Annotated in this window: 18 protein-coding genes; 4 read left to right on the top strand and 14 right to left on the bottom strand. The window is 74.4% G+C overall.

Features of this window, described 5'->3' with window-relative positions; all coding sequences use genetic code 11:
- Nucleotides 1–8: 8 nt before the first annotated feature.
- Together ACH436_RS15780 and ACH436_RS15785 are read left to right on the top strand one after the other, a co-directional pair.
- A complete protein-coding gene (locus ACH436_RS15780; RefSeq protein ID WP_430561150.1) occupies nucleotides 9–518 on the top strand; it encodes a GNAT family N-acetyltransferase in 510 nt (169 codons plus the stop codon).
- 78 nt (nucleotides 519–596) lie between these two features.
- Nucleotides 597–2918, top strand: coding sequence for a glycoside hydrolase family 3 C-terminal domain-containing protein (locus ACH436_RS15785; RefSeq protein ID WP_430561151.1), 2322 nt, complete (start codon nucleotides 597–599; stop codon nucleotides 2916–2918).
- Nucleotides 2919–3005: 87 nt separating this feature from the next.
- Here the strand turns inward: ACH436_RS15785 and ACH436_RS15790 are convergent, their stop codons facing one another.
- Complete coding sequence (locus ACH436_RS15790) at nucleotides 3006–3644, bottom strand: TetR/AcrR family transcriptional regulator (RefSeq protein WP_430561152.1); 639 nt, start codon at nucleotides 3642–3644, stop codon at nucleotides 3006–3008.
- A gap of 59 nt (nucleotides 3645–3703) precedes the next feature.
- Here ACH436_RS15790 and ACH436_RS15795 point away from each other — a divergent pair, with 59 nt between their 5' ends.
- Together ACH436_RS15795 and ACH436_RS15800 are read left to right on the top strand one after the other, a co-directional pair.
- Nucleotides 3704–4894, top strand: coding sequence for an MFS transporter (locus ACH436_RS15795; protein ID WP_430561153.1), 1191 nt, complete (start codon nucleotides 3704–3706; stop codon nucleotides 4892–4894).
- A gap of 167 nt (nucleotides 4895–5061) precedes the next feature.
- Nucleotides 5062–5583, top strand: a complete 522-nt coding sequence (locus tag ACH436_RS15800) for a hypothetical protein (RefSeq protein WP_430561154.1) — start codon at nucleotides 5062–5064, stop codon at nucleotides 5581–5583.
- Here ACH436_RS15800 and ACH436_RS15805 read toward each other — a convergent pair.
- The 13 genes from ACH436_RS15805 to rimP form a co-directional block, all read right to left on the bottom strand.
- Nucleotides 5561–6037, bottom strand: coding sequence for a tetratricopeptide repeat protein (locus tag ACH436_RS15805; RefSeq protein WP_430561155.1), 477 nt, complete (start codon nucleotides 6035–6037; stop codon nucleotides 5561–5563). The two genes, ACH436_RS15800 and ACH436_RS15805, sit on opposite strands and share 23 nt — an antisense overlap.
- Nucleotides 6034–6813 (bottom strand): 4-hydroxy-tetrahydrodipicolinate reductase, encoded by a 780-nt coding sequence (gene dapB, locus ACH436_RS15810; protein ID WP_430561156.1) that lies wholly within the window; start codon nucleotides 6811–6813, stop codon nucleotides 6034–6036. The genes ACH436_RS15805 and dapB overlap by 4 nt, the downstream gene beginning before the upstream one ends.
- Before the next feature lie 47 nt (nucleotides 6814–6860).
- Nucleotides 6861–8189 carry a M16 family metallopeptidase gene (locus ACH436_RS15815; protein WP_430561157.1) on the bottom strand — a complete coding sequence of 443 codons (1329 nt, stop codon included), beginning with the start codon at nucleotides 8187–8189 and terminating at the stop codon, nucleotides 6861–6863.
- Nucleotides 8190–8196: 7 nt separating this feature from the next.
- Nucleotides 8197–10431, bottom strand: a complete 2235-nt coding sequence (locus ACH436_RS15820; RefSeq protein ID WP_430561158.1) for a polyribonucleotide nucleotidyltransferase — start codon at nucleotides 10429–10431, stop codon at nucleotides 8197–8199.
- 203 nt (nucleotides 10432–10634) lie between these two features.
- Nucleotides 10635–10904 carry a 30S ribosomal protein S15 gene (rpsO, locus tag ACH436_RS15825; protein WP_429728443.1) on the bottom strand — a complete coding sequence of 90 codons (270 nt, stop codon included), beginning with the start codon at nucleotides 10902–10904 and terminating at the stop codon, nucleotides 10635–10637.
- Between the two features lie 157 nt (nucleotides 10905–11061).
- A complete protein-coding gene (locus tag ACH436_RS15830) occupies nucleotides 11062–13050 on the bottom strand; it encodes a heme peroxidase family protein (protein WP_430561159.1) in 1989 nt (662 codons plus the stop codon).
- Between the two features lie 288 nt (nucleotides 13051–13338).
- Nucleotides 13339–14313, bottom strand: a complete 975-nt coding sequence (locus tag ACH436_RS15835; RefSeq protein ID WP_430561160.1) for a bifunctional riboflavin kinase/FAD synthetase — start codon at nucleotides 14311–14313, stop codon at nucleotides 13339–13341.
- Nucleotides 14314–14428: 115 nt separating this feature from the next.
- Nucleotides 14429–15406 (bottom strand): tRNA pseudouridine(55) synthase TruB, encoded by a 978-nt coding sequence (gene truB, locus ACH436_RS15840; protein ID WP_430561161.1) that lies wholly within the window; start codon nucleotides 15404–15406, stop codon nucleotides 14429–14431.
- Nucleotides 15403–15864 (bottom strand): 30S ribosome-binding factor RbfA, encoded by a 462-nt coding sequence (gene rbfA / locus ACH436_RS15845; RefSeq protein ID WP_430561162.1) that lies wholly within the window; start codon nucleotides 15862–15864, stop codon nucleotides 15403–15405. Before rbfA ends, truB begins: the two co-directional genes overlap by 4 nt.
- Nucleotides 15865–15957: 93 nt before the next feature.
- A complete protein-coding gene (infB, locus tag ACH436_RS15850; RefSeq protein ID WP_430561163.1) occupies nucleotides 15958–18846 on the bottom strand; it encodes a translation initiation factor IF-2 in 2889 nt (962 codons plus the stop codon).
- Between the two features lie 186 nt (nucleotides 18847–19032).
- Nucleotides 19033–19377, bottom strand: a complete 345-nt coding sequence (locus tag ACH436_RS15855) for a YlxR family protein (RefSeq protein WP_430561164.1) — start codon at nucleotides 19375–19377, stop codon at nucleotides 19033–19035.
- Nucleotides 19378–19392: 15 nt separating this feature from the next.
- A complete protein-coding gene (nusA, locus tag ACH436_RS15860; protein WP_430561165.1) occupies nucleotides 19393–20460 on the bottom strand; it encodes a transcription termination factor NusA in 1068 nt (355 codons plus the stop codon).
- A 2-nt stretch (nucleotides 20461–20462) separates the two neighbouring features.
- The gene (rimP, locus tag ACH436_RS15865) at nucleotides 20463–21065 is read right to left on the bottom strand and encodes a ribosome maturation factor RimP (RefSeq protein ID WP_430561166.1); all 603 of its coding nucleotides are present in this window, start codon (nucleotides 21063–21065) and stop codon (nucleotides 20463–20465) included.
- Nucleotides 21066–21083 lie beyond the last annotated feature (18 nt).

A 21083-nucleotide genomic window follows, 5' to 3' on the forward strand; every position in this document is an offset into this window, starting at 1 on the left:
GTGGCCGGATGGCACTCTTCCGCGAGACGGCCGACGTCTCGGTCCGCCCGGCCGTCCCCGGCGACGAGGACGCCGTCACCCGCGTCCAGGTGTCCGCGTGGCGCGCGACGCACGAGGTGGCGCTGGGCGACGGCGTCGTCGACGCCCTCGACACCGACACCATGCGTGACCGATGGGCGCGGGCGATCACCGCACCGCCCGGGCCGGGCTTCGCCGTGCTCGTCGCCCTCGACGGGCCCGAGATCGTCGGCTTCGCGGCGGTCGGGCCCGGTCAGCTCGTGGCCCTCGAGGTGGAACCACGCCACCAGCGGGGCGGCCACGGCTCGCGGCTGCTGTCGGCCGCGGTCGACCGCCTCCGCACGGACGGCGCCGTGCAGGTCGTCACCTGGGTGCTCGACGACGACTCCGCGCGCGAGCGCTTCCTCTCCTCGGCGGGCCTGGGCCCGGACGGCACGTCCCGCACGCTGGCCACCGGGGTGCGGGACGTCGTCGAGCGGCGTTGGTCTGCCGCCATCTGACGAGAATCATTCCTACCATTCGGTAGGTTTCTTGTTACGCTGCTCGGGTCGAACCCTCGCCGACCCCTGGAGCGCCCCGTGACCCTCGACCAGACCGTGCCCGCCACCACCGCGGCGGAAGGCACCCTCGACCAGCCGTTCGACGTCGAGCGCGCGCTCGCCTCGCTCACGCTCGAGGAGAAGGCCTCCCTGCTCTCCGGCCTCGACTTCTGGCACACCCAGCCGGTCGAGCGCGACGGCGAGACCCTCGTCCCGTCGGTCATGGTCACCGACGGGCCGCACGGCCTGCGCAAGCAGGACGAGTCCGCCGACCACCTCGGGCTCGGCCACAGCGTGCCCGCCACGTGCTTCCCCACCGCCGCCGCGCTCGGGTCCAGCTGGGACGCCGACCTGCTGCGCCGGGTCGGCGAGGCGCTCGGCCGCGAGACCCGCGCGAACGACGTCGCCGTCCTCCTCGGCCCGGGCGTGAACATCAAGCGGTCGCCGCTGTGCGGGCGCAACTTCGAGTACTTCTCCGAGGACCCGGTGGTGGCCGGCGAGCTCGCGACGGCCCTCGTCGAGGGCATCCAGTCCCTCGGTGTCGGCACGTCGCTCAAGCACTTCGCCGCCAACAACCAGGAGGCCGACCGCATGCGCGTGTCGGCCGACGTCGACGAGCGCACGCTGCGCGAGATCTACCTGCCGGCCTTCGAGCGCGTCGTCACGAAGGCGCAGCCCTGGACCGTCATGTGCGCGTACAACAAGGTGAACGGCGTCTACGCCTCGCAGCACGACTGGCTGCTGACCACCGTGCTGCGCGACGAGTGGGGCTTCGAGGGCCTCGTCGTGTCCGACTGGGGCGCGGTGCGCGACCGCGTCGCCGGGGTCGCCGCCGGGCTGGACCTGGAGATGCCGTCCTCCGGCGGCCGCACCGACGCAGAGGTCGTCGCCGCCGTCCGCTCCGGCGCGCTCGACGAGTCCCTCGTGGACGCCGCCGCGCGCCGCGTGCTCCACCTCGTCGCCCGCTCCCTCCCGGCGCTCGGCGCGCCGGGGTCGTTCGACGCCGACGCCCACCACGCGCTCGCCCGCGAGGCCGCCGCGGCGGGCACCGTCCTGCTGAAGAACGAGCCCGTCGAGGGCGCGCCCCTCCTGCCGCTCTCCCCCGGCGCCCTCGCCGGTGCGGCCGTCGTCGGCGAGCTCGCCCGCACCCCGCGCTACCAGGGCGCCGGGTCGTCGCAGGTCACCCCGACCCGGCTCGACGACGCGCTCTCCGCCCTGCGCGAGGCGGCCGGCGCCGACCTGCCGTTCGCCCCGGGCTACACGCTGGCCGAGGGCCCGGCCGACGACCGCTCCCCCGACGCCCTGGTCGCCGAGGCGGTCGAGACCGCGCGCGGAGCGGGCGCCGTGCTCGTCTTCCTCGGGCTGCCCGCCGCGTACGAGTCGGAGGGCTACGACCGCGACCACCTCGACCTCCCCGCCGACCAGGTCGCGCTGCTGCGCGCCGTCGCCGCGGCGAACCCGCGCGTCGTCGTCGTGCTCGCCGGGGGCTCCGCGATCTCCGTGGCGCCGTGGCAGGACGCCGCTCCCGCGCTGCTCACGGGCTGGCTGGGCGGCCAGGCCGGCGGCTCCGGCATCGCCGACGTCCTCTCCGGCGCGGTGACGCCCTCCGGCAAGCTCACCGAGACGCTGCCCCTGCGGCTGGAGGACACCCCGGCCTTCGGCAACTTCCCCGGCGAGCTCGGGCACGTGCGCTACGGCGAGGGCGTCCTGGTGGGCTACCGCTGGTACGACGCCCGCCAGGTCGACGTCGCCTACCCGTTCGGGCACGGCCTGTCGTACACGACGTTCGCCTACGACGACGCGGCCGCCGAGGCGACCGGGGCCGGCCCCGACGCCCGGGTGCGCGTCACCGTGCGCGTGACGAACACCGGTGCCGTGGCGGGCGCGGAGGTCGTCCAGGTGTACGTCGGCGACCCGCAGGCCCAGGTGCAGCGGCCCGAGCGCGAGCTCAAGGCGTTCGCCAAGGTGCACCTCGAGCCCGGGGCGTCGCAGGTCGTGACGGTCGACCTGGACGCCCGCGACCTGTCCTACTGGCACCCCGTGCTGCGCCGCTGGGTCCTGGAGGGCGGCGAGTTCCGTGTCAGCGTGGGCGCGTCGTCCCGCGACCTGCGCGCCGAGCTCGTGGTCGACGTCGTCGGCGAGGACGTCACCCTCCCCCTGCACGAGCTGTCCACGCTGGGCGAGGCGCTCGCGCACCCGGTCGCGGGCGCGACGATCCGCTCCGCGCTCGAGGCGACGCCGATCGACCCGTCGATGCTGGCCATGGCCACGGACATGCCGCTCGCGGTGATCGCCGACTTCGGCATGGCCGGGTTCGACCGCACGACGCTCGCGCAGCTCATCGAGGCCGCGAACGCCTGACCGCACGACCCGCCTTCGAGCAGGCGATCCGTCGCGCCACGCCCTGCGACGGCGCGACGGATCGCTTGCGCGAAGGGCGCCGGGGCGTCAGCCGGCCGCGTCGACGAGGATCAGGTCGAGGTACGCCCGCAGGTCGGCGGCCATGTCGACCCGCTCGGCGCGCGGGCGCTCCAGCGAGTACAGCCACTGGATCTGCAGCCCGTCCATGAGTGCCACGACCGTGCGCGCGGCGACGGCCGGGTCCACGCCGTCGCGGAGCCGTCCCACGTCGCCGAGCCGCTCCAGCTCGCCGCGCATGCGGGACACGGCGTCGCGGTAGCGCACCGCGAAGTACTCGTGCGCCGGGTGGTCGACCGACGTCGCCTCGGCCGCGAGACCGGCGAACACCTCCACCACGGGCCGCCGCAGCGCGTTGCGCTCCACGAGCCGCACGATCGCCTCGAACAGCGAGCGCCCCTGCGCGAGGTCGGTGTCGATGTCGGCGAAGTCGACGGCGTCGCGGTGCTCCAGCACCGCCTCGAGCAGCGCCGCCTTGGTCGGGAAGTGGTGGAGCAGGCCCGGGTGCGAGATGCCGACGCGGGCGGCGATCTCCCGCAGCGACGCCCCGTGGTAGCCGACCTCGCCGAACGCGACGATCGCCGCCTGCAGGATCTCCTCGCGCTTGGCCCGACCCTTGGCATACCCGCGCCGGGGCGCCGCCTCGTCCTCGATCGTCGTGTCGCTCACGTCGACCATTCTCCCCTCGTCGGCCCGCCCCCGGGGGCCGCCGATGGGAGGATGAGACCGTGACGACCCCCTCCCCGGCCCCCGCCCGCACCGTCCGGGACGCCGCGGCCGGGATCGCCGTCCTCGGCGTCGCCAACTTCGTGGCCATCACCACCGAGGTGCTGCCGGTGGGGCTGCTGCCGCAGGTCGCTCGCGGCGTCGGCGTGAGCGAGTCGACGGCCGGACTGCTCGTCACGGTCTACGCCTTCGTCGTCGCCGCCTGCGCGGTCCCCCTGACCGTGGCCACACGGTCGCTCGCGCGCAAGCCCCTCCTGCTCGTCACCCTCGCCACGTACGCGGCCAGCAACCTGCTGGTGGCCGTCGCGCCGTCGTACGCCGTGGTCGCCGGAGCACGGGTGCTGGGCGGCCTGGGCCACGCGGTGTTCTTCTCCGTGTCCATCGCCTACGCCGCCCGCCTGGTCAGCCCCCTGTACACCGGACGGGCGCTCACCCTCGTGACCGCCGGCGGCACCCTCGGCTTCGTGCTCGGCGTCCCGCTCTCGACGTCGCTCGGCGCGGCCGTGGGATGGCGCTGGTCGTTCGGCGTGCTCGCCGCCGTCTGCGCGGTGACCGCCCTGCTCGTGGCACGGCTGCTGCCGTCCGTCGCCGTCGAGCCCGCGGCACCGCGCGACGCCGCGGCCGCCCGCCGCGGCCGCGCCCGCCTCGGGCTGGTGGTGGGCACCAACACGGTGCTGTTCGGCGGCCAGTACACGGTGTACACGTACATCTCGGTGCTGCTCCTGGCGGCCGGGCTGTCGGAGTCCGCCGTCGGGCCCGCGCTGCTGGTGTTCGGGGCGCTCGGGCTCGTCGGGCTGTGGGGCGCGGCCCGCTACCTCGACCGCAGCCCGCGCGCCCTCACGATCGTCGCGATGGGGGCGATCGCCCTCTCCCTGGTCGCGCTCGCCGTCTCGCTGCCCGGCACCGTCGGGGTGCTCGTGGCCGCGGGCGTGTGGCTGGCGGCGTTCGGCGCCATCCCCGCCACGTTCCAGGCCGCGGCGCTGCGCACCCAGGGGGCCACGCCCGACGTCGCGGGGGCGTTCGTCAACGCGACCTCGAACTTCGGCATCGGGCTCGGCGCGGCCGTGGGCGCGGCGGTGGTCGCCGGCCCCGGTGCCCGCTCGCTGGCGCTGACCGGGGCCGCGATCGTCGCCGTCGCGCTGGTCGCGGTGCTCGTCGCCCGCCAGGCGTTCCCGCCCCACGCGTCGTCGTAGGCCGGCACCCACGGCGGTGACGGCTCCCTCGAGCCGGACGAGCCGTTCCCGGGCCGTCACGACGCCGTGACGCGCCCGTAGCACCGGGGTGCGACGGTGGTCCCATGAACCTGCCGGGGACGTCGCACGGACACCGGTCTGGCAGCGCGGGGAGTGCTACGCCGCTCGTGACCGACTACTTCGCCGCGCCGACCGACGCCGTGGCCGCGACGGTGGTCCACCAGGACGCCGGGCCGTCGGTGCTGGCACGCGGCTCGGGCCGGCCGCTCTTCGACACGGTGCGCCTGCCGGCCGTGGAACCGTTCGTGATGCTGGGGCGGGTCGCGGAAGCCCTGTGCGCGCGGCCGTACGCGGAGGTCACCGCCCACCCGCGGCACGGCGCGCTGGTGGACGGCGCCGACGAGGGGCCGTGGGTCGTGGCCGTCTCGGACGAGCTCGCGGAGGCGCTGGCCGCGGCGGCCCCGGACCGGCTGGTCGCCGTCGCGCGCTCGTGGCGGACGGCCACCGGAGCGTCCCCTCCCGCGCCCGACCGGTTCGCCCCCGCGCTGGTCGCGCTGGGCGGGCTGGCCGACCGTGCGCGCCAGGTGCGCCACGGGCTGTACTGCTGGGCGCGGCTCTCGCCGCTGGAACCGCCGGCGGGGCTCGCGAGCGCCACCGGCGGCCGGCTCAGGACGTCGCGCCCGGCCTGAACATCGACGCCGCCCTGCGCAGCATCTCGCGGGCCCGGCGGCGGTCGCCCGCGGCGTCGTAGGCGAACGCCAGGTGGTACCAGACCTTCCAGTCGTCCGGGTCGCGCTCCGCGGCCTCGCGGCGCTCCTCGAACGCGGCGTCGGCCGCGGCGCGGTCCACGCGGCCGCCGGGCGAGCGCGGCAGGTCGTCCACCGGGAGCTCGCCCGCGGCCGCGAGCGTGTCGGCCATGTGCTGCACCCGCGTCGCGAGGCGGTACTCGCGGGCGATGAGCACGATGACGAGCAGCGGGATGACCAGCACGGCCAGGCCGATGGCGACCAGCACCGGCTCGCCCGTGCCGATCATCGACACGCCGCGACCGGCGATCTGCCAGATGTACAGCGCGAGCAGCGCGGTGACGGCGACCGCCCCCGCGAGCCCCCGCGGCAGCCGCCGGCGCGGCGCGTCGCTCACGACAGGTCCAGCACGTTCTCGAGGCCCACCGTCAGCCCCGGCCGGGAGACGACCTCGCGCACCGCGAGCAGCACGCCAGGCATGAAGGAGACCCGGTCGAACGAGTCCTGGCGGATGGTCAGCTGCTCGCCGACGTTGCCGAAGAGGATCTCCTCGTGCGCCACGAGGCCGCGCAGCCGCACGGCGTGCACGCGCACGCCGTCGATGTCGGCGCCGCGCGCCTCCTCGCCCGACTCGGTCGCGTCGGGCACCGCGGGCAGGCCCGCCTCCCCGCGCGCCCGGGCGATCGCCGCGGCCGTGTGCCGCGCCGTGCCCGACGGGGCGTCCACCTTGTCGGGGTGGTGCAGCTCGACCACCTCGGCGGACTCGAAGTACCGCGCCGCCTTGGCGGCGAAGGTCATCGCCAGCACGGCCGAGAGGCCGAAGTTCGGGGCGATGAGGACGCCGAGCCCGTCCCGGCCGGCCGTCGCCCGAGCGGCGTTCACGCGCTCCAGGTGCTCCGTCACGCGCCCGCGCGACGCGTCGTCCCAGCCGGTGGTCCCGACCACGGCGTGCGCGCCGGCGTCGAGCACCGCGTGCACGTTCGCCTCCGTGGCGGACGGCACGGTGAAGTCCACCGCGACGTCGGCGCCGGCCAGGCTGTCGGCGTCCACCGCGTCGCCGGCGTCGAGGCGGGCGACGAGCTCGAGGCCGTCGGCCTCCTCGACGGCCCGGCACACGGTGGCGCCCATGCGCCCCGCCGCGCCGAGCACGGCCACCCTGAGGGTCTTGCTCATAGGGATCTGGTCTCCGATCTCGTAGGTCGTGGGCCGACGCGCGGCCCTCAGTCGCCGAACGGTCCGACGCGGACCACCGACCGCGGCCGCGCGGCCAGGTCGGCGGCGAGCTCGCGCACGTCGTCGGCGGTCACGGCGCGGACCCGCTCCAGCGACTCCTCCAGCGTCAGCAGCTCGCCGTACACCAGCTCGGCCTTGCCGAGGCGGCTCATCCGCGACCCGGAGTCCTCGAGCCCCAGCACCAGCCCGCCCGAGAGCTGCCCGATGCTGCGCTCCAGCTCGGCCGCCGTGATGGGCTCGCTCGCCATCCGCTCCAGCTCGGCGACGAGCAGCTCGGTGACCTGGTCGACCTTGGCGGGCGAGCAGCCCGCGTACAGGCCGAAGGTGCCGAGCCCGCCGTGCCCGGAGGCGAAGGAGTACGTGGTGTACGCCAGGCCGCGCCGTTCGCGCACCTCCTGGAAGAGGCGCGAGGACATGCCGCCGCCGAGGACGGCGTTGAGCACGGACAGCGTGAAGCGGCGGTCGTCGGTGGCCGCGAGGCCCGTGGACCCCACGATGACGTTCGCCTGCTCCACCTGGCGCCGCACGGTGAGCTCGACACCCTCGGTGGGCACGCCGACCGGGTCCGCGGCGGTCGGCCGCCGGTCGCGCGGTGCGGCCGCGGCGGGCAGGTCCCAGCCGCCGGTCGTCAGCGCGTCGGCGACCTGCGCGACGAGCGCGTCGTGGTCGACGCCGCCCGCGGCGGAGACCACGAGGGTCTCGGGCCGGTAGTGCCACCGGTAGTGCTCCCACACGGCGTCGCGGGGCACGGCGCGGATCGTGTCCGGCGTGCCGCCGATCGGCCGGCCCAGCGGGTGCGTGCCGAGCACCGCGGCGGAGAACTCCTCGTGCACGACGTCGCCGGGGTCGTCGTCGTTCATCGCGAGCTCTTCGAGGATGACGCCGCGCTCGGTCTCGAGCTCGCCCTCGTCGAGGCGCGCCGAGGTGACCATGTCGGCGATGACGTCGACCGCCATCGGCAGGTCGGCGTCGAGCACCCGTGCGTAGTAGCAGGTGTGCTCCTTGCCCGTGGCGGCGTTGGCCTCGCCCCCGACCGCGTCGAACGCCTCGGCGATGTCCATCGCCGAGCGGCGGGGCGTGCCCTTGAACAGCAGGTGCTCGAGGAAGTGCGTGGAGCCGAAGTGCCCGTCGGTCTCGTCGCGCGAGCCCACGCCGACCCAGGCGCCCACCGTGGCCGAGCGCAGGCCCGGCATCGTCTCGGTGAGCACACGAACACCGCCGGGCAGGACGGTGCGACGGATCGTCGCACCGTCCTGCCCGGCGGTCAGGTCGGCACCGGGCTCGCCCGCGGGGACGAGCGGGAGGTGCCAGGACATCAGAGCGTCAGGCCTCCGCGGGTGCGTCGGCGCTGGCCTCGGCGGACTCGTCCGCCTTCTCGTCCTCGGTCACCGCGACGAGCGAGAGCTTGCCGCGCGGGTCGATCTCACCGATCTCGACCTGGACCTTCTGGCCCACGGACAGCACGTCGTCGACGTTCTCGACGCGCTTGCCGCCCACGAGCTTGCGGATCTGGCTGATGTGCAGCAGACCGTCCTTGCCCGGCGAGAGGGAGATGAACGCGCCGAACGACGTCGTCTTGACGACGGTGCCGACGAAGCGCTCGCCCACCTCGGGGACGTGCGGGTTGGCGATCGCGTTGATCGCCGCGCGGGCGGCCTCGGCCGAGGGGCCGTCGGTGGCGCCGATGTAGACGGTGCCGTCGTCCTCGATGGAGATGTCCGCGCCCGTCTCCTCCTGGATCTGGTTGATCATCTTGCCCTTGGGCCCGATGACCTCGCCGATCTTGTCGACCGGCACCTTCACGGAGATGACGCGCGGGGCGTTCGGGGACATCTCGTCGGGCACGTCGATCGCCTCGGCGAGCACCTCGAGGATGGTCAGGCGCGCGTCGCGGGCCTGGGTCAGCGCGCCGGCCAGGACCGACGCCGGGATGCCGTCGAGCTTGGTGTCGAGCTGGATGGCCGTGACGAACTCGCTGGTGCCGGCGACCTTGAAGTCCATGTCACCGAACGCGTCCTCCGCGCCCAGGATGTCGGTCAGGGCGGCGTAGCGGGTCTCACCGTCGACGGTGTCGGAGATGAGGCCCATCGCGATGCCCGCGACCGGCGCCTTCAGCGGGACGCCCGCGTTGAGCAGCGAAAGCGTCGAGGCGCAGACGGAGCCCATCGAGGTCGAGCCGTTCGAGCCCAGCGCCTCGGAGACCTGGCGGATCGCGTAGGGGAACTCCTCGCGCGAGGGCAGCACGGGCACGAGGGCCCGCTCGGCCAGCGCGCCGTGGCCGATCTCGCGGCGCTTCGGGCTGCCGACGCGGCCCGTCTCGCCCGTGGAGAACGGCGGGAAGTTGTAGTTGTGCATGTAGCGCTTGCGCGTGACCGGCCCGAGGGAGTCGATCTGCTGCTCCATGCGCAGCATGTTCAGCGTGGTGACGCCCAGGATCTGGGTCTCGCCGCGCTCGAACAGGGCGGAGCCGTGCACGCGCGGGATGACCTCGACCTCGGCCGACAGGGTGCGGATGTCCGCGAGCCCACGACCGTCGATGCGCACACCCTCGGTGAGGACGCGCTGGCGGATGAGCTTCTTCTGCAGCGCGCGGTACGCGGCCGACAGCTCCTTCTCGCGGCCCTCGAAGCGCTCGCCGAGCGCGCCGAGCAGGCCCTCCTTGAGCTCGTCCAGGCGGTTCTCGCGGTCCTGCTTGTCCGCGATCGCGAGCGCGTCGCGCAGCGTCGTGGAGACCTCGTCCTCGACGGCGGCGAACGCGTCGTCCTGGTAGTCGAGGAAGACCGGGTAGTCCTTGACCTCCTTGGCCGCCTGGGCGGCGAGCGAGGCCTGGGCCTCGCACAGGGCCTTGAGGAACGGCTTCGACGCCTCGATGCCCTGGGCGACGACCTCCTCGGTGGGAGCGGCGACGCCCTCGGTCTTGATGAGCTTCCAGGCGTCGTCGGTCGCCTCGGCCTCGATCATCGCGATGGCGACGTCGTCGCCCACGATGCGGCCGGCCACGACCATGTTGAAGACGGCGCGCTCGAGGTCCGAGTACTTCGGGAACGCGACCCACTGGCCGTCGATCAGCGCGACGCGCACGCCGGCGACCGGGCCGGAGAACGGCAGGCCGGAGATCTGCGTGGACGCCGACGCGGCGTTGATCGCCAGCACGTCGTAGGCGTCGTCCGGGTGGATGGCCAGGACGTCGATGACGACCTGGACCTCGTTGCGCAGGCCCTTGACGAACAGCGGGCGCAGCGGGCGGTCGATGAGGCGGCAGGCCAGGATCGCCTCCGTCGAGGGGCGGCCCTCGCGACGGAAGAACGAGCCGGGGATCTTGCCGGCGGCGTACTGCCGCTCCTCGACGTCCACCGTCAGCGGGAAGAAGTCGAACTGGTCCTTGGGGTGCTTGCCGGCCGTCGTGGCCGACAGCAGCATCGTCTCGCCGTCCAGGTACGCGGCGACGGAGCCGGCGGCCTGGCGGGCGAGGCGGCCCGTCTCGAAGCGGACGGTGCGGGTGCCGAAGCGGCCGTTGTCGATGACGGCCTCGGCGAACTGGATCTCGGGACCCTCCACGGGTGCCCTCCTTGATCTCGAGGGCGCCGCCGCGGCTCGGCGGTCTTCGATCGAGGCCCACGGAGCCTGCCCGGGAGCCGGGCGGTTCGGGAGGCCACTACCGAGGACCGGACGAGGATCCGGCGGCGCGATGGTGGTTATGACAGGGACATCACACCAGACCAGCCCGGCCCCCGCGAGGGTGACCGGGCTGGTCGGCAGAGTCAGCGGCGCAGGCCGAGGCGCTGGATCAGCGCGCGGTAGCGCTCGATGTCGACCTTCTGCAGGTAGGCCTGCAGGCGGCGGCGCTGGCCGACGAGGAGCAGCAGGCCACGACGCGAGTGGTGGTCGTGCTTGTGCTCCTTGAGGTGCTCGTTCAGGTCGTTGATGCGCTGCGTGAGGAGCGCGATCTGCACCTCGGGCGAGCCGGTGTCGCCCTCGTGAGTGGCGTACTCGGTGATGATGGACTGCTTGGTGGCAGCGTCGAGCGGCATGGCTCTCCTTCGGTGTCGTTGCGCGGTGCTCCGGGACTCGTTCACCGGGGCGCTCTGGATCCGCGGCCGTTCGTACGGCCCCACCATGCTACCAGCGCGCCGCCCGCCGGAGCCCGGCGGGCGGCGCGACGTGTGCCACCGCACAACGGCGGGCGGCTCAGTCCCCGTCCTGGCCGGCCGGACGCCCGTCGACCTGGCGGAACGTCGTGCCGTCGTCGAGCGTCAGGACACCGGCGAACCGGAGCAGGTCGCCGATCGTCGTGATCATCTTCCCGCCGTCGACCCGCACCCCCTGCGCGGGGGTCCACTCCTCGTTGAGGATCGAGGTCTCGTCGGCCCGGAGCAGGTAGACGAAGGTCTCGCACAGGATCCGGCTGCCGACGTCGCCGAGGAAGTTGCCGTTCCCCTGGATCTCCGCCTCCTTGAGCACGTAGTACCACAGCGGCGTGCCGTCGAGCTCCGCCAGGGCGTCCACGACGTCCTGCGACGCACCCCGGGTGAGCTGCTCGGGGGTCAGGACCGGCACGTGCAGCGCCTGCGCCACCGCCTCGCCGGTGGGCAGGGACAGCCAGTACCCGCGCATCAGGTTCCGCTGCGCGAGCTGCTTGAGCAGGGCGCTCACCCCCGGGGCCAGGCCCGGGTCGTTGCCCTCCTTGAGCATCGTCGCCAGACCGTTGGCGAGGAACGGGTCGATCTTCGCCGCCGAGCGCCGGCGGTCGGGGTCGCCCTTGTCGACGAACCGGGCCCAGTCGATCGGCCAGTTCGACGGCAGCACCTCGCCGGGAGGCGCTCCCGTGGGCACGAGGCCTCCGCCCCCGGTGAACTCGAACAGCTGCACCAGGCTCCCGAACGCGGCCCGTGGCGGCGCGGCCGGCGGGGTGACCTTCCCGAAGTTGAGGTTGAAGTCGTAGCCGCCCCGCACCATCGAGTGCCCGAACCGGAAGGCCGCGACCGCGAACTCGAGCGGCATCGCGATCTTGCGGCGGGGCCGGAACAGCAGGGAGGGCTCCACGAGCACCTCGTCGAGCACCCCCGGCTTGGTCAGCGTGCGCAGATAGTCGTGCACGACCAGCCACTGGTAGTGGTGCTGCGTGAGCCGCTGGGCACGGTCGAAGACCGCCCGCTCGTCCACCGTGAGCCACGGCTCGGTGCGGCGGACCCACTCGACGACGGCGTTGTGGAACCGGATGAACCCCAGGTGGAGCTGCGCCACGACGAGGTTCTCGTCGTTGCGCCCGTCCGGGATCTTCGCCGACCCGGGGGCAGGCCGGTCGTCCTCGGGGACGTCGAGGTCCGCGATCTCCTCGGACGAGAACCGCGGCAGGTCGCGCTGCGGGTCGTCGCCCGGCGGGACGAGCTCGAACCCGGGGATCGCCGCCGTCGCCACCCGCCCGAGCGCGAGCTTGGTCGGGTCGGTCGTGGCGTAGGCGGCCTCGCTGCGGGTGGTCCTTCGGCCGGGCTCGCCCGGGAACCGGGGCCCGCTGCCGTACAGGCTGTCGAGGTTGAGGAACGGGTGCCGGCCGTTGTGCAGGCTGCGGACCACGACCTCGGGCGGGAAGGCCGTGAACGGGTCCGAGACGATGTCACCGAGCACGAGGTCGCCGGGGCGGGGCCGCTCCCCCGGCGCCGGCGGGCCGTCGGGCCCGTTGGTGTTGAGGGTGATGTCGTGGTCGATGAACTGACCCCAGTAGGTGTAGATCGCGGGGATCGTGGAGTCCAGCGCGGGGTTCGGCGGACCCGCCGGCTCGATCATCCCGGCGCCGAGCTTCTTCAGCGCCGCGACGACCGCGTCCACGGTCGGCCCGCCGATCGGCCCGTCGGGCGGGCCTTCGGGCGAGTCTTCGTCGTCGCCGACCGGCAGGTGCGCAGCAGGGAAGCGCCCGCGCAGGCCGCGGAAGAGGTAGTCGAACGACGTCGTCGCCTCGAAGCGGTCCTCGAGGATGTCCCGCAGGACGGCGAGCTCCGTCTCGTGCAGCAGGGGCGCCGGCGACGAGCCCGGATCAGGGTCGGGTCGTGGGCGTGGTCGGGGACGCGGGCGGACCTGGCCGCCGTGACGCACGCCGCGCACCGTCCGGCCGACCGGGTCCGCGTGGAGGTCGTGCCCGGGCTCGGGGGCTTCCTGCTCGGTGGTCTGCTGAGCCGCCATGGCTCTGCCCCTCTCGGGAGAAGCGGGCGCCGGGCGCCGCCCGGCGCGGGGCGGGTCCCGGGCCGCCTCCGTCGATCAGGGAGGTGAGCGGCCCGGGACGGCGCGCTGCGACGCGACCACCGCCGAGATCAGGGAGGGCGGTGGCGCGCCGCGACGGGTCCGCGGTTCGCCGCGGCCCACGGACCGGGTTCCCGGTCCGTCACGCCAGGAGGGAGCGGGCCCGCGCCCCCGTGTGACAGCCCGCGCGGGCTTTCACCCGCTGCGGGCGCGCCGGCGCCGGGTGCGCCGTCAGCGCAGGATGTCGCGCGCCCGTGCGACGTCGGCGTGCATCTGCTCGACCAGCGGCTCGATACCGTCGAAGCGCAGCGTCGGGCGCAGCCGCTCGACCAGCTCCAGCACGACGGTCTCCCCGTACAGGTCCAGGTCGTCCCGGTCGAGCACGTAGGCCTCCACGCGGCGCTCCACCCCGTCGAACGTGGGGTTCGTGCCGACGGAGATGGCGGCGGGCAGGTCCGCGTCGGGGTCGGCCGGGTCCTCCTGCGCGACCGCGGGCCGCAGCAGTCGGCCGGCGTACACGCCGTCGGCGGGGACCATGCCCTCGGCGTGCCCGAGGTTCGCCGTCGGGAAGCCGAGCTCGCGCCCCCGCGCGTCGCCGTGCACCACGGTGCCGCGCACACGGTGGGGGCGGCCGAGCACCTCGGCGGCCTGCGCCACGTCGCCCTCGGCCAGGAGCGCGCGTGCGGCCGACGACGACCAGCGCTCACGCGCCCCGTCGCTGCCCGGGGCGCACTCCCCGACGTCGTCCACCGCCACGACCTCGAAGCCGTGCGTGCCGCCGAGCTCGACCATCGTGGCGAGCGTGCCGGCGTTGCCCTTGCCGAACCGGACGTCGTGCCCGACGACGACGCTGCGTGCCCCGAGACCGTCGACGAGGTAGCGGGTGACGAACTCCTCCGGCGTCTGCGCGGCGAGGTCGAGCGTGTAGGGGACGACCAGCGCGGCGTCCAGGCCGGCGCGCGCCATGAGGTCGAGGCGGTCGGACAGCCCGGTCAGCAGCTCGGGGGCCGTCTCGGGCCGGTGCACCTGCGCGGGGTGCGGGTCGAAGGTCAGCGCCACCGCGAGGCGGTCGTCCGCGCGCGCCAGGGCGACCAGACGCCCCAGCACGGCCTGGTGGCCGCGGTGCACGCCGTCGAAGTTGCCGATCGTGACGACCGACGGACCGAACCCGTCGGGGACCTGGTCCAGGTCCGTGAACACCTGCACGCGTCGCGCTCCGTCTCGTCGATGGCCGGCCGTCGGCACCCGCGCCGGGTGCCGACCGTCAAGGATAGACCGACGCCGCGGCCCGCTCCGTCACGCGGGCCCACCGCCGGGCCGGTCAGCTCCCGGCCGGGGCGAGGACGAGCACCGGCTTCGCCAGGGCCTCGCCCCGGCGGCGCGTGTCCTCCAGCAGCGCGACGAGCGCGCCGTCGGGACCGATCGCCGCCACCGTGCCGCGCTCGCCGCTGGCGGCCACCCACTGCCCGTACCCGAGCGCGCGCGCCTCGTCGGCGGAGAGCTCCCGCACCGGGAACGTCGCCCGCGCTGCGTCGGCGAGGGGCAGCGTGGCCAGCACGCCGTCGGCGTCGGCCTGGGCCTCGAGCTCCTCCAGGGTGCTGGCGCCCGCCAGCTCGTAGCCGCCCACCCGCGTGCGGCGCAGCGCGGTGAGGTGGCCGCCGGTCCCGAGCGCGCCACCCAGGTCACGGGCGAGGGCGCGGACGTACGTGCCCGAGGACACGACCACCGAGACGTCGACGTCGAGCACGGCCACGCCGTCGTCCGTCGCCGCGGTGCGCGTGGCGAGCACCTCGAACCGGCTCACGGTGACCGGCCTGGCCTCGAGGACGACGTCCTCCCCCGCCCTGGCGCGGGCGTAGGCACGCTTGCCGTCCACCTTGATCGCGCTCACCGTGGTCGGCACCTGCCGGATCTCCCCCGTCAGCGCCGCGACCTCCCTCGCCAGGTCCCCGGCGTCGACGCCCGCGCCGACGCCGGCCGCCTCGACGACCTCGCCCTCGGCGTCGTCCGTGGTCGTCGCGACGCCGAGCCGGATCGTCGCGTCGTAGGCCTTGTCCGCGCCGACCACGTACGTGAGGAGCTTGGTGGCCCGCCCGACCCCGACGACGAGCACGCCCGTCGCCATGGGGTCGAGCGTGCCCGCGTGCCCCACCTTGCGCGTGCCCGCCAGGCGCCGGCACCGCCCGACGACGTCGTGGCTGGTCCAGCCGGCGGGCTTGTCGACGACGAGGAACCCGTCCGGGGCGGTCGGGCGTCGGGGCGGGCGCTCCCCCGAGCCGTTCCCCACCGGGCGGCTCACTCGACCTCGTCGTCCTCGCGCGGCTTGCGGTACGGGTCCTCGTCGCCGGCGAAGCCCTTGCCCTCGCGCAGCGCGGCGAGCTCGGCGTCCCGCCGCTGCGCCTCGATGAGCGCGGCGTCCAGGTGGGCCGCGTTCTCCGGCATCGAGTCCAGGAAGAACTCGATGGTCGGGGTGAGGCGCACGCCGGTCTGCTTGCCGACCTCGGAGCGGATCATGCCCTTGGCGCTCTCCAGCGCCGCGGCGGTGCCCGCCCGCTCCTCGTCCGTGCCGAGCACGGTGTAGAACACCGAGGCGTTCTGCAGGTCACCGGTGACGCGCACGTCCGTCACGGTGACGAAGCCGAGGCGCGGATCCTTGATCCGCGTGTCGAGCAGCTGCGCGACGATCTCCTTGATGCGGTCCGCGAGCTTGCGGGCGCGCGGGTTCTCGGGCCGGTTGTTGCCCTGGGGACCGGGCATGTGTGTCTTCCTCTCTCAAGGCCGACGGCGCCCCGCCCTGCTCCTGTCGAAGCGGGCGGGACGCCGTCGGGTCCGTTCCTTGCGGCGCGACCGTCAGGCGCGCGGCTTCTCGCGCATCTCGAAGGTCTCGATGATGTCACCCTCGGTGATGTCGTTGAACGACCCGAGGCCGATACCGCACTCGAAGCCCTCGCGGACCTCGGTGACGTCGTCCTTCTCGCGGCGCAGCGACTCGATCGTGAGGTCGTCCCCGACGATCTTGCCGTTGCGCAGGACGCGCGCCTTGGTGTTGCGGCGGATGGTGCCCGACCGGACGATCGAGCCCGCGATGTTGCCGAACTTCGAGGAGCGGAAGACCTGGCGGATCTCCGCGGTGCCCAGCTGGGCCTCCTCGTACTCCGGCTTGAGCATGCCCTTGAGGGCCGCCTCGACGTCGTCGATCGCCTGGTAGATGACCGAGTAGAACTTGACCTCGACGCCCTCGCGGTCCGCCAGGTCCTCGACCCGCTCACCGAACTTCACGTTGAAGCCGATGATCACCGCGTTGTCGACGGTGGCCAGGTTGACGTCGTTCTGCGTGATGGCGCCGACGCCGCGGTGGATGACGCGGAGCTGCACCTCCTCGCCGACGTCGATCTTGAGCAGCGCGTCCTCCAGGGCCTCGACGGCACCGGAGACATCGCCCTTGAGGACCAGGTTGAGGGTCTCGACCTTGCCCTGCTCGACGGCCTTCGTGAAGTCCTCGAGGCTGATCCGCTTGCGACGCTTGGCCAGCGTGGCGGCACGCTCCGCGGCCTCGCGCTTCTCCGCGATCTGACGGGCGGTGCGCTCGTCGGGAGCCACCAGGAAGGTGTCACCCGCGCTGGGCACCGACGCCAGGCCGAGCACCAGCACCGGACGCGCCGGGCCCGCCTCGGTCACGGACTCGCCGTGCTCGTCGAACATGGCGCGCACACGGCCGTGGGCCGTGCCCGCGACGATCGCGTCGCCCACCTGCAGCGTGCCGGACTGGACGAGGACGGTCGCGACGGCGCCGCGGCCCTTGTCGAGGTTGGCCTCGATGGCCACGCCTCGCGCGTCCTTGTCCGGGTTCGCCCGCAGGTCCAGCGAGGCGTCCGCGGTGAGCAGGACGGCCTCGAGGAGCTGGTCGATGCCCTGGTTCTGCTTGGCGGAGACGTCGACGAACATGGTGTCGCCGCCGTACTCCTCGGCCACCAGGTTGTACTCGGTGAGCTGCTGGCGGATCTTGTCGGGGTTAGCCCCCTCCTTGTCCACCTTGTTCACCGCGACCACGATCGGCACGTTGGCCGCCTGGGCGTGGTTGAGCGCCTCCACCGTCTGCGGCATGACGCCGTCGTCGGCGGCGACCACGAGGATCGCGATGTCGGTCACCTGGGCACCACGGGCACGCATGGCGGTGAACGCCTCGTGACCCGGGGTGTCGATGAAGGTGATCGGACGGTCGACGCCCTCGTGCTCCCGGCGCACCTGGTAGGCACCGATGTGCTGGGTGATGCCGCCGGCCTCGCCGGAGACGACGTCGGTCTGGCGGATCGCGTCGAGAAGACGCGTCTTGCCGTGGTCGACGTGACCCATGACGGTGACGACGGGCGGACGCGGCATGAGGTCCTCGTCCGACTCGCCCTCGAGCTCGGCGTCGAGGTCGATGTCGAAGGCCCCGAGCAGCTCGCGGTCCTCCTCCTCGGCCGACACCATCTCGATGACGTAGCCCAGCTCGGAGGCCAGCGTGCCGAACGTGTCCTCGTCCAGCGACTGCGTCGCGGTCGCCATCTCACCGAGGTGGAACAGCACCGTGACCAGGCTGGCGGGGTTCGCGTCGATCTTGTCCGCGAAGTCGTTCAGCGACGAGCCGTGGCGCAGGCGGACGACGGTCGAACCGTTGCCGCGGGGCACCTGCACGCCGCCGAGCGACGGCGCCTGCATCTGCTCGAACTCCTGCCGCTTCGCGCGCTTCGACTTCCGCCCGCGGACCGGACGGCCACCGGCGCGACCGAACGCACCCTGCGTGGAACCGCGACCGGCACCTCCGCGGCCGCCGGGACGGCCGCCGAAGCCGCCGCCACCGCCGGGACGGAAACCACCGCCGCCACCGGCACCGCCACCACCGCCGCCGCGGCCACCACGACCGCCGCCCGAGGGCGCCGGGCGCTCGCCCGGTCGCGGCATGGAGGTACGGCCCGGCATCATGCCCGGGTTCGGGCGCGGGCCGCCGGGACGCGGCGCCGCGGGGCGCGGGCCGCCCGGACGGGGACCGCCGGGACGGGGGCCGCCGGGACGCTCGCCGGAGCGCTCGGGCGCGGCCTCGCCGCGGTCCGGGCGCTGGCCGGGGCGCGGCATGCCCTGGCTGGACGCGAACGGGTTGTTCCCCGGACGCGGGCCGCCACCGCCGGGGCGCTGGCCCTGGCGCGGCATGCCCTGGCTGGACGCGAACGGGTTGTTCCCCGGACGCGGGGAGCGACCGCCCTTGCCACCGTCGCGGCCACCGTCACGACCGCCGTCGCGGCCACCGTCACGCGGCTCGCGCGCGGCGGGTGCCGGCTTGGGGGCCGCGGGGCGCGGACCGGGGGTCGGCGCACCGGGGCGGGCGGCGGGCTTGGCCGGGGCCTCCGGCGCTGCCTCGGCCGCTGCCGGGGCGGGTGCCGCGGCCGCCGCCGGGGCGGCGGGCGCCTCGGCCTGGGGCGCGGGGGCCGGCTTCTGGGCGGCGGGCTTGGGGGCGGGCTTCGCCGGAGCGGGCTGCTCGGCGCGGGGCGCCGCGGCCCGGGGCTCGGCGGCCTTGGCCGGCGCGCCCGAGGACGCCGGGGAGGCGCCCTTGTACTTGTCGCGCATGGCTCGCTCGACCGGTGCCTCGAGCGTCGAGGACGCCGAACGGACGAACTCGCCCGCCGACTTCAGGTCGGCGAGCAGGGTCTTGCTCTCCACCCCGAGCTGCTTGGCCAGCTCGTGAACGCGGATCTTCGCCACAACTCTCCTGTCTCGGCCCTCCTGCGAGACAGGGAGGACCGTCGTTAGTACTGAGTACTCATCGCACGGAACTCATCGGGTGCCCATCGGCTTCTGACCCGCTTCCTTGTCGACTTCGGTGGGTGCGGCCGAGCGTGCTCGGTCGCGATGGTCCGGCCGCCGGCTGGCGGTGCGGACCGGAGGGACTCAACGGTCTCGCCGCTCCAGGTGTTCCCGGACGCCGGAGAGGTCGAGGGGCCCCGTGACGCGCAGGGCGCGCGGCACGGCCCGACGACGCTCGGCGAGCGCCAGGCAGGCGGACGTCGGATGGATCCAGGCGCCACGCCCCGGCAGGCACCCTCGCACGTCGACCACGAGGACTTCCTCGCGTCCCGACGGCTCGAGCACCAGCCGCAGAAGAGCGGACCGCTGGTCACGCCCCCTGCACCCGACGCACGTCCGTACCGGTCCGGAGCTTTCCGGAGGGGTACGAGGAGAGTTCGGGAGCTGGGCGCGTGGCCCGGTCCCCGACAGTCTAGCGCGACGACCCACGTGCCGTGACCGACCTCAGCCCTCGGCCCCGCGGCTCGCCGCGGCGCCACCTGCGTCGTCGCCCCCGGCGGCGCCGCCGGCGGACGCCCCCTCGTCCGAGCGGATGTCGATCCGCCACCCCGTCAGCTTCGCGGCGAGACGGGCGTTCTGCCCCTCCTTGCCGATCGCGAGGGACAGCTGGTAGTCCGGCACGACGGCCCGCGCGGCCTTGGCGTCGGCGTCGACCACCGTGACCGAGGTCACACGGGCGGGCGAGAGCGCGTTGGCCACGAAGCGCGCCGGGTCGTCGCTGTGGTCGACGATGTCGATCTTCTCCCCGTGCAGCTCCGCCATGACGGCGCGCACGCGCGCGCCCATGGGGCCGATGCAGGCGCCCTTGGCGTTCAGCCCGGCCACCTTGGACCGGACGGCGACCTTGGAGCGGTGGCCGGCCTCGCGGGCGATCGCCGTGATCTCGACGGCCCCGTCGGCGATCTCGGGGACCTCGAGCTCGAAGAGCTTGCGCACGAGACCCGGGTGCGTGCGGCTCAGCACCACCTGGGCGCCCTTCATGCCGCGGGACACCTCGACCACGTAGGCGCGCAGCCGCTCGCCGTGCACGTACTCCTCGGTGGGCACCTGCTCGTGCGGCGGCAGGACGGCCTCCGTCCCGCCGACGTCCACGAGGACGACGCGCGGGTCGCGGCCCTGCTGGATGACGCCGGCGAGGACCTCGCCCTCCTTGCCGCGGAACATGCCGAGCACCTGGTCGTCCTCGGCGTCGCGCAGTCGCTGCACGATCACCTGGCGGGCCGTCGCGGTGGCGATGCGGCCGAAGTCGGCGGGCGTGTCGTCGAACTCGGGCCCCAGCTCGATCGTGGGTCGCGCGTCCGGGTCCTCGGGGTCCGGCGTGCGGATCTCCTCGCGGGCCCACACGGCCACGTGGCCGGACTTCCGGTCCACCTCGACGCGCGCGTGCGAGTAGGCGTCGGGCGTGCGGTGGTAGGCCGACAGCAGCGCCTGCTCGATCGCCGCCACGAGGACGTCCAGGCTGATGTCCCGCTCCCGCTCCAGCAGCCGAAGCGTGCTCATGTCGATGTCCATCGTCAGCCCTCCTCGTGACGGGCAGCGCCCGTGGTGTCGTCCCGGGCGGCGCCCGTGTCCGTGTCGGTCTCGTCGGCCGTCGTGCCCGACGCCTCGTCGAGACGCTTCAGCTCGACCTCGATCTTGCCCTGGCGCACGTCGGCGACAGGGACCCGGGTGCCGTCCTCCAGCACCAGCACCGCGTCGTCGTCCGACGCGCCCGCCCCGGCCTCGACCTCCACCAGCCGGCCCGACGTCGTCCCGCCGGCGCGCAGCCGCAGCACGACGAGGCGTCCGCGGGCGCGCCGGAAGTGGCGCAGCTCCGTGAGCGGCCGGGAGGTGCCGGGCGTCGAGATCTCGAGGGTGTACGCGCCGGGCACGACGTCGTCGGCGTCCAGCGCCGCGGAGATCGCGCGCGAGACGTCGCCGAGGGTGTCGGAGTCGAGGCTGCCCAGCACGTCCTCCGGGAGGTCCACGGTGACGCGCACGACCGACTTCGCGCCGGCCTGCGTGACCACCACGTCCTCGAGGTACAGGCCCGCGCCGTCCACCGCCGGGGTGACGACCCGCCGCACCGCCTCGGCCTTCGCCCCGCCCGCCGTCGTGCGGCCGTGCTGCGCTGCCATCCCTAGCCTCCCGTGGGT

Origin of the sequence: Isoptericola sp. NPDC019693, from assembly GCF_044389085.1 — a bacterium.
GTDB lineage: Bacteria > Actinomycetota > Actinomycetes > Actinomycetales > Cellulomonadaceae > Isoptericola.

Coding starts and splice junctions, on each gene's coding strand:
- dapB (WP_430561156.1), bottom strand. CDS start 6,813: ATGAGCAAGACCCTCAGGGTGGCCGTGCTCGGCGCGGCGGGGCGCATG.
- ACH436_RS15780 (WP_430561150.1), top strand. CDS start 9: ATGGCACTCTTCCGCGAGACGGCCGACGTCTCGGTCCGCCCGGCCGTC.
- rbfA (WP_430561162.1), bottom strand. CDS start 15,864: ATGCCCGGTCCCCAGGGCAACAACCGGCCCGAGAACCCGCGCGCCCGC.
- rpsO (WP_429728443.1), bottom strand. CDS start 10,904: ATGCCGCTCGACGCTGCCACCAAGCAGTCCATCATCACCGAGTACGCC.
- rimP (WP_430561166.1), bottom strand. CDS start 21,065: ATGGCAGCGCAGCACGGCCGCACGACGGCGGGCGGGGCGAAGGCCGAG.
- nusA (WP_430561165.1), bottom strand. CDS start 20,460: ATGGACATCGACATGAGCACGCTTCGGCTGCTGGAGCGGGAGCGGGAC.
- ACH436_RS15830 (WP_430561159.1), bottom strand. CDS start 13,050: ATGGCGGCTCAGCAGACCACCGAGCAGGAAGCCCCCGAGCCCGGGCAC.
- ACH436_RS15815 (WP_430561157.1), bottom strand. CDS start 8,189: ATGTCCTGGCACCTCCCGCTCGTCCCCGCGGGCGAGCCCGGTGCCGAC.